The sequence below is a fragment of the [Phormidium] sp. LEGE 05292 genome (assembly GCF_015207735.1).
In the GTDB taxonomy this organism is placed as follows: Bacteria; Cyanobacteriota; Cyanobacteriia; order Cyanobacteriales; family Aerosakkonemataceae; genus Floridanema.
The window spans coordinates 1-8297 of record NZ_JADEWG010000215.1; the positions used below are offsets into that span (position 1 = coordinate 1).

The following is an 8297-nucleotide window of genomic DNA, read 5'->3' on the forward strand; positions in this document are numbered from 1 at the left end:
CCCCAATCCCTATTCCCCAATCCCCCCTACCATGAGTTATCTTGGTGATCACATTAACGCTACTCTTGGCGGTTTGACATGAGAAAGCTTTTCTTAATTTGCTTATTTGCCGTCGGTTTGCTTTGGGCACTCTCTAATTTTAAAGGTCTAGCAAACCAAGGTACATACGATTCTATTGTTTTGGACTTTCGGGAAGATATACCCGCAGCGCAAATTACCAGTAGTTTAGAAACAATTTCCCAACAATACAAAGTTTCCCCTCGCCTAAACAGCGAATTTTCCACTAAAGACAACGTATATATTGTCAAAGGCGACAAAAACTTACTCCAAGCTCTGAGAAAATCGGAAATTGGTAAAAAAACCGAAACTATTGAGCCAAATTATGAATATAAAGCTTTAGAAGCACCCAACGACCCCGACTACGTAAAACAGTGGAACTTACGTAGCATTAACGTCGAGTCAGCTTGGGAAGAAACTAAAGGCGCAGGAATGACAGTCGCCGTTATTGATACAGGCGTTACTGTTGTTCCCGACTTGGAACAAACTAAATTTGTTAAAGGCTACGACTTTGTTAACGACAAAGAAGAAGCAACCGACGATAACGGACATGGTACTCACGTTGCAGGTACGATCGCTCAATCTACCAATAATAATTATGGTGTAGCTGGTGTCGCTTATGAAGCCAGCATTATGCCGCTAAAAGTATTAAGTGCTTATGGCGGTGGTACAGTTGCAGATATTGCTGAAGCTATCAGGTTTGCTGCCGATAACGGTGCAGATGCGATTAACTTAAGTTTAGGTGGTGCTGGTGAAAGCCAAGTTTTAGAAGAAGCTGTAGACTATGCTTACAGTAAAGGCGTGGTAGTTGTTGCCGCAGCTGGAAACGAAAGCCGCAACTCCGCATCTTATCCCGCCCGTTATCCTCATGTTATCAGTGTGGCGGCTACTGGCCCTTCTGGAGAAAAAGCCCCTTACTCTAACTTTGGCGCAGGTGTAGATATTTCCGCCCCTGGTGGTAGCGAAAACGGTCAAATTTTACAAGAAACGATCGATCCTGAAACAGGCAGTGCCACCTTTACTGGTTTACAAGGAACTAGTATGGCATCTCCCCACGTTGCTGCTGTTGCTGCAATGGTGAAAGCTAGCGGTGTGGAATCACCAGATGAAATTCGGGAAGTTTTAACACAGTCTGTTCGCAAGGTACAAGAAGACCCTTTAAACCATTTTGGTGCAGGACATTTGGATGCGGCTGGCGCAGTTAAACTTGCTTTAAAAGGACAAATTACTTTCCGCGACTTCTTCCGCTGGTTAAGAGAAAATGGTTATCTCAACCTACGTTTTTGGTGGGATGGTGGCGCAGTCGCACTTTTACCGAAAATTGCAATGGTACTTGGTTCTTATTTGTTAGCTTGGTTTTTGCGGAACTATTTACCAATTTGGAGTTGGTCGCTAGGTAGTGGTTTAATTTTTGGTAGTTCAGGACTCTTCTTTTTAAGAGGTTTTTACGTCTTTGATTTACCGCAATGGCCTTTCCGTGTTATGGGTAGTTCTATTCCTGAAATGGGCAATGCGATTACTGGAGGAACGCTGTTAAATCCAATTTTGGCTAGCGTGTTAATTCCTGTGGTTTTAGTTGCTTTGTTGTTGGGTCATCCTAGCTGGAAATGGTTTGCTATTGGTTCGAGTTTGGGTGTAGCTTCTTGTTTGGCGGTGAATGCGGTTGTCGATCCTGGTTTATTATGGTTGGGAGATAGTACGATCGCCAGAACTTTCCTAATCATCAACGCCTTACTCTGCTTCGGACTCGCCCGTTTAGCAATGAAAGACGAAAAGCAACGTACAGCAGTATAGGAAATGGGGACTGGTGACTGGGTACTGGGGACTGGGATATCTTGCACTTCCCCACTCACTCACCTACCCACTACCAATTACCAACTACCAACTACCAACTACCATGAGTATCACTCTTACAGGTACGATCGAACGGAAAGCCATAGGTATGGGCGCTTGGGCATTAGTCGCTGATGATGGTAAAACCTACGAAATTTACCAAGCTTCCCCGAAAGAAATGCTCAAAAATGGCTTGAAAGTGGAAGTTAAAGGCGAAGTCCGCGAAGATGTGATGAGTTTTGCCATGATCGGCCCAATTTTAGAGGTAAAATCTTTTCAGGCGATCGATTCCTAGAAATTTCCATCAAGTAAAGTTTGCATTGTTGACACCAAATTAGGACTAAGAATGTCCCTCTCATAAAAAACCTTGCTCTGAATTATTGTGCGAACTTTAATTGTTGACAACTACGACTCTTACACATTTAATCTTTATCAGTTGATTGCCCAAGTCAATGGTACTCTACCTCTCGTGATTCGGAACGATCGAATCAGCTGGGAAGAGCTAAAGCAATTAACATTTGATAATGTGGTAATTTCCCCTGGCCCCGGTCGTCCAGAAAAACCCGAAGATTTTGGCATCTGTCGCGCAATTCTCGAAAAAGTGAATGTCCCAGTGCTGGGGGTTTGTTTAGGACATCAGGGGCTTGGCTATGTATATGGCGGTAGAGTAATCTATGCTCCTGAAGTTCGTCATGGCAGACTCAGCAAGATTTATCATCATGGTTTAGACTTGTTCAAAGGAATACCGAGTCCTTTCGCCGCTGTGCGTTATCACTCTCTTCTGGTTGACAACGACCTGCCAGACTGTTTGGAAAAAACAGCTTGGACGGAGGATGGGTTGGTGATGGGATTGCGCCACCGAGAGTTACCCCTGTGGGGAGTTCAATTTCATCCAGAGTCTATCTGCACTGAATATGGGCGTGTCATTCTGGAAAATTTTAGAGACCTAACTCGTCAATTTGTGCTGACCCAATGCACAAAAACAGCAAAACAACAATGGGTAGAAACTACCAAAGTTCCCCTACTCCCGACTAATGATGGCGATCGAAAACAACAGCCAAAATTTCAACTTTGTACACAGAAGTTAGACTGCTATCCCGACTCAGAGCAATTGTTTGTTCATCTGTTCGCCCAGTCAAGTACTTCTTTCTGGTTAGATAGTAGTCGAGTGGAAATAGGTCTGTCTCGCTTCTCCTTTATGGGTGATGGTAGCGGTGCAAATAGTCTGCTGGTTCGCTACCACAGCCAAACTCAAGAATTGATAGTGACACAATCTGATGTCATCACTCGTCGCACTGAAAGTATTTTTGACTATCTAAAACGAGAAATTCAGCTTTCGAGTCAGTCATCGGAAGACCTACCGTTTGACTTTAATTGCGGGTTTGTTGGCTATTTCGGTTACGAACTTAAAGCTGAGTGTGGATCGGAGTTAGTTCATCCTTCTCCATTACCCGATGCCATGTTCCTCTTTGCCGATCGCATAATCGCCATCGATCACCAAGAGCAAACTCTCTATCTGCTATGTCTGACACAGAAGGGACAAACTGCACAAGCAGAAGCTTGGTTTGAGGAAATAAAATCACAACTGGAAAATTTAGCTCCCCTCCCAGAAATCATTCCCGATCCACATCCAAAGCCTGTGGTTTTCCGCTTGGGCCGATCGCCCCAAAACTATATCTCTGATATTCACCAATGTTTACATGAAATCCACGAAGGAGAAACCTATCAAGTTTGTTTAACCAACCAGATTAAGACTGATACAACACCAGAACCCCTGACACTTTATCGCATTTTACGCCGCATCAATCCGGCTCCCTACTCTGCCTTTTTCCGCTTTAGTGATGTGGCGATCGCCTGTTCTTCTCCAGAGCGCTTTCTCAAAATCGATCCTCAAGGTTGGGTAGAGACAAAACCGATCAAAGGCACCTTACATCGGGGAGAGACTAGTGAAGAAGACCGGATTTTGCGGGAACGTCTGCGATCGAGTGAGAAAGACCGAGCGGAAAATTTAATGATTGTGGATTTGTTACGCAACGATCTGGGCCAGGTTTGTGATGTAGGAAGCGTTCATGTTCCAAAGCTGATGGAAGTAGAAACATACACCACAGTTCATCAACTGGTGACAACCGTAAGGGGACATTTACCTTCAGACTTACACGCAGTCGATTGTATTCGTGCTGCATTTCCCGGTGGCTCAATGACGGGTGCGCCGAAAATCCGCACCCTACAAATTATCGATCGACTCGAACCGGAAGCGCGAGGTATTTACTCAGGAGCAATTGGTTTTCTAGGGTTGAATGGTTCATCTGACTTGAATATTGTCATCCGTACTGCCGTTCTCACCCCAGAGGAAACATCAATTGGTGTTGGAGGTGGTGTTGTGGCATTGTCTGACCCAGACTTAGAGTATCAAGAAATGCTGCTTAAAGCCAAAGCCTTAATTCAGGCAATTGTTCTGACAATTCACGGAAAATTTGCGCCCGATCGGTATCATTTTCTCGGTGTAGAACCAGAAGAAACTGAGAGTTTTAACCCATCTGTAGTGTATGAATGGCTGGGAAAGTCGGTCAACTCTTCGTCGCCCTAGAGTTAGAAGTATCTGATTTCTTGTGGTTAGCTAACTTAAACGCAGAAATCAGTAAAATTATTCCCAACACTATATGTAGCAGGGAACTTGATACAAATCGCAATAAATTACTACCAATAAATGCCCCTAAAATTGAACCTGCTCCCATCGTAATAATAAACGATCGCTCTGAGCTAATATCCTCAAACCTTTTCTGACTTTTGTACTTAAATAAACCCATCAAAATAGTTGGAATACTAATAGCTAAACTCAAACTTCCGGCAATTTTAATATCAACTCCAAAAATTAAGATAATTGTCGGAATAATCAATTCACCACCAGCCACACCGAGCATACTACTGAATACACCGATTACAATTCCTGCTAAAAAACTAGTAATAACTTTCAGTATGCTGGGAAGTTGCCAATTTTGAACACTAAAAATTAGTTCATGCCCGATTAAAATAAAACTGATTACAATCAAGAAAATTACAACAATTCTATTCAAAGTTCGTTCATTAATTCGAGTTGTATATTGAACGCCTAAATAAGAACCGATGAGAGATCCTGCCAAAATATTTAAAATAATGGGCAAGTTACTTACAACATTACTTAACCCGATCGCACCACTACGAAATATAAAAGAAAAAGTAACTGTAACTAAGCTAACTAAAAGATTAATAATTATTGCTTGCAGTGTGCGGTAATTAAAAACGCCAACCAGAAGCGGTAAACGAAACTCTGCACCACCTAACCCAATAAGTCCCCCCAGAACACCAACCAAACTACCCCACACAAACGCCCAAATATTTCGCATTTAACTTTCCAACTTGAAGACAAAAACATTATCAATCAATTGGATTCAATAATGGGGTAATTAGTAATACTAATTAATTTATGCTTGAAACTCAGACTTCCCGCAACCAAGAAAGCACATCATCAATGTTTTTATCAGGCGGGAAGACTGGATAGAAATACTTGACAATTTTTCCGTTTTTAACAATGAACGTGACTCGCTTCAGAAGGCGCATACCTTCCACCTCAAACATCGGCAATCGCAGTGCTTCAGCAAACTGGAACGCCGCATCACTTAATAACTCGAATGGTAAGTGCAAGCGTTCTGATGCCTCAAGTTGATCCTCAATTGTTTGGGTACTAATCCCAAATATTTGACAGTTTAGTGCTTTTAATTCACTGTAGCGATCGCGAAAAGAACAAGATTGAAGCGTGCAACCCGCTGCACCAGGAATTTGTATCCAGCCGTTAGGTATAACTCTTCCAGGTTTACCAGTCATAGGATAACAGTAAATTACCAGCCAACCAGAAATTTGTGACAAATTAATTGTTTTACCCCCTGTAGAAGCGAGGTTTACGGAGGGAAGCATTAGTCCAATTAGATGATTACAAGCCCCATCATCTAATGGTGCAGGAAGGTCTTTCGGAAGTTCAAAAAGCACATCTTTTGGGACTTCATCAAAATTCTGCATTTCTTTGACAATAACTATGCACTTAACTAATATATTATTCAAACTGAACAATTAAGATCAAACAAAAAACCCCCGACCCAACCAGTCGAGGGATATTAGTCTTATCAGGGTGCATCTACCATTCCTTACTTCCCCAATAACCAATAATGGTCAGGAAAAAAATTTAGAATTTAGCAAAAGGTTTTTTGAAGGCTGAAAGCTGAAGGCAGAAGTTAAAATTTCACCTTGTCCTGTTGTCTTCCCATCGCCCCATCTCCCCTGGCTTTCAGATTAACGATCGCTCATCATAGACTGCTTTTTTATGGAATCTGCCACAGGAATCTTTTCTGGATTAGCAACCAAAGGCTTTCTCGAACTAGGTTCTATTCTTTTGGCAAGTTTACTATTCTTTTGCTGAGAAGGGCTTTTTTCCTGAAATTCGCCAGGAAGTGACTTAGGCAACTGTTTGCGCTGTATTTTAGCCGCGACTAACCTTCGTCTGTTCAACAACCAAGCGCCAACCCCACAACCAGCACCAAGTGCTACATAATACAACCCTTCTGGCAAATTTTGTTGAGTTTGTTGAGTTACCTTTGTTGTTACAGAAGAATTTTCTGCTTTAGGCGGAGGACTGGGTAAAGTTTCAGGAGTCGCAATAGCATTTTGAGTCGGTGAACTTACAGGAGTTGTAGCCGGAGTAGGTTGATCCTTTAAATTAACTGCTGGTTCTGGACGAGTTAAACCAAAGACTGCTAAACCAGCTGCTATCACCATTCCACCGCAAAAAGTCAGCAGCAGCAACAGCGGACGCTTCAGAATTAATTGCACCAACAATTGATTCCAGGGAAGTGGCTTATGTAATGCTGGATTGACTCTTCTGCGTCTTTCATTTATCGTCTGTTTCTTCGGATTTTTCCATCGCGGTGATGGCTGAATCGGTAATGCAGTAGGTCTTCTACTTTGCTGATTCAGTGCTGGATTCTTAAATTTGGGTAATTCAGGCGATCGCTGCTGCGCCAGTCGGTTTTTTGCCATGCCACTTTTTAATAGTTGCACTTTCTCAAAACAAAATTGTATGCTCCGAATAAAATCTCGGCAACTGTAGATGAAGTTTTGCTTCCTGGATGAATTCAGTAATATTACAGAGATAATTTTAGATTTATGTTATCAATTTATCTCTTTATTTGCTTAAATTACTTATTTTTGCACCCTCTCCAAAGCTGCTTGAATTAAGCGATCGACCAATTCTGCAAAGGGAACACCGCTAGCCGCCCAAAGTTGGGGATACATACTAGTAGAGGTAAAACCAGGTAATGTATTAATTTCGTTAATCAATACTTCGCCCGTTTCTTCAACATAAAAGAAATCTACCCTCGCTAAACCAGCCGCATCCACAGCTTGAAAAGCTAGAATCGCCATTTCTTGAACTTTAGCAGTGATTTCTGATGATAATTTAGCTGGAATAAATAAATCTGCTTTGCCTTCTGTATATTTAGTTTCGTAATCGTAAAAATCACTGTTGTATGTAATTTCTCCCACCACAGAAGCTTGGGGACAATCGTTACCTAAAACTGCACATTCTACTTCTCGTGCTTTGACTCCAGCTTCGACAATGATGCGTCGATCGTAACTAGCGGCATTGTCTAATGCAACTTCTAATTCGGAGCGCGATCGTACTTTGGAAATCCCCACCGAAGACCCCAAATTTGCAGGCTTCACGAAGCAAGGATAACCTAAATTAGCTTCTATTTCATCACCCAACTTCGGAAAAACGCAAGGATTTGACCAAACTTGAGAACGATTAATTGCCATATATTTTACTTGTGGCAATCCCGCTTGGGAAAAAGCCATTTTCATCGCAATTTTATCCATTCCCACAGATGACCCTAAAACCCCCGTTCCCACAAAAGGAACTTGCATTAAACTCAACAAACCTTGTACAGTTCCATCTTCCCCATTCGGGCCGTGAAGAATGGGAAACCAAACATCAACCTCAGTAACTTGTTGCGGAAACTGCCAAAGATTCGCTTTCAAACTATCAGAATCAGTGGTTGTTTGTAGAGGTTGTTTTGAATCTAAAACCTGTTGGGCAACTTCCACACCTTGCCAAATTCCATCTTTTTGGATGTAAAAAGGCAATAATTCGTATTTTTCCGCGTTTCCATTTGCCAGTATTGCTTTTGCGATCGCGCTAGCAGAAACGATCGACACCTCATGTTCCCCAGAACGACCACCAAACAACAATCCCACTCGCAACTTGTTCATCACAAACCCTCCGACACTCCTCATCGCAGATAGGTTAACACAAAAGCAGTAATTGGACACTGGGGATTGGGGATTGGGGACTAGGGACTGGGAGATGGGGAGATGGGGAG

Annotated in this window: 7 protein-coding genes; 3 read left to right on the plus strand and 4 right to left on the minus strand. The window is 42.4% G+C overall.

Translation table 11 applies throughout. The features are described 5' to 3' along the window. The first annotated feature begins 78 nt into the window (after positions 1-78). The 3 genes from IQ264_RS29930 (at position 79) to pabB (ending at position 4477) form a co-directional block, all read left to right on the plus strand. Positions 79-1851 carry a S8 family peptidase gene (locus IQ264_RS29930; protein WP_193985915.1) on the plus strand — a complete coding sequence of 591 codons (1773 nt, stop codon included), beginning with the start codon at positions 79-81 and terminating at the stop codon, positions 1849-1851. A 103-nt stretch (positions 1852-1954) separates the two neighbouring features. Continuing rightward, a complete protein-coding gene (locus IQ264_RS29935; RefSeq protein ID WP_193985917.1) occupies positions 1955-2185 on the plus strand; it encodes a hypothetical protein in 231 nt (76 codons plus the stop codon). An 87-nt stretch (positions 2186-2272) separates the two neighbouring features. Continuing rightward, positions 2273-4477 (plus strand): aminodeoxychorismate synthase component I, encoded by a 2205-nt coding sequence (gene pabB / locus IQ264_RS29940; RefSeq protein ID WP_193985919.1) that lies wholly within the window; start codon positions 2273-2275, stop codon positions 4475-4477. On the opposite strand, the gene IQ264_RS29945 is transcribed toward pabB, so the two are convergent. The 4 genes from IQ264_RS29945 to IQ264_RS29960 all read right to left on the minus strand — a co-directional run bounded on the left by IQ264_RS29945 (position 4458) and on the right by IQ264_RS29960 (position 8187). After that, positions 4458-5273 (minus strand): sulfite exporter TauE/SafE family protein, encoded by an 816-nt coding sequence (locus tag IQ264_RS29945; protein ID WP_193985921.1) that lies wholly within the window; start codon positions 5271-5273, stop codon positions 4458-4460. The genes pabB and IQ264_RS29945 overlap by 20 nt on opposite strands. A gap of 91 nt (positions 5274-5364) precedes the next feature. Then, positions 5365-5943 (minus strand): peroxiredoxin, encoded by a 579-nt coding sequence (locus tag IQ264_RS29950; RefSeq protein ID WP_193985923.1) that lies wholly within the window; start codon positions 5941-5943, stop codon positions 5365-5367. Positions 5944-6213: 270 nt separating this feature from the next. Beyond that, on the minus strand, positions 6214-6978 hold the full coding sequence (locus IQ264_RS29955; RefSeq protein ID WP_193985925.1) for a hypothetical protein: 765 nt from the start codon (positions 6976-6978) through the stop codon (positions 6214-6216). A gap of 141 nt (positions 6979-7119) precedes the next feature. Next, entirely contained in the window at positions 7120-8187 is a 1068-nt protein-coding gene (locus IQ264_RS29960; RefSeq protein WP_193985928.1) for a D-alanine--D-alanine ligase family protein, read from the minus strand. Between the last annotated feature and the right edge of the window lie 110 nt (positions 8188-8297).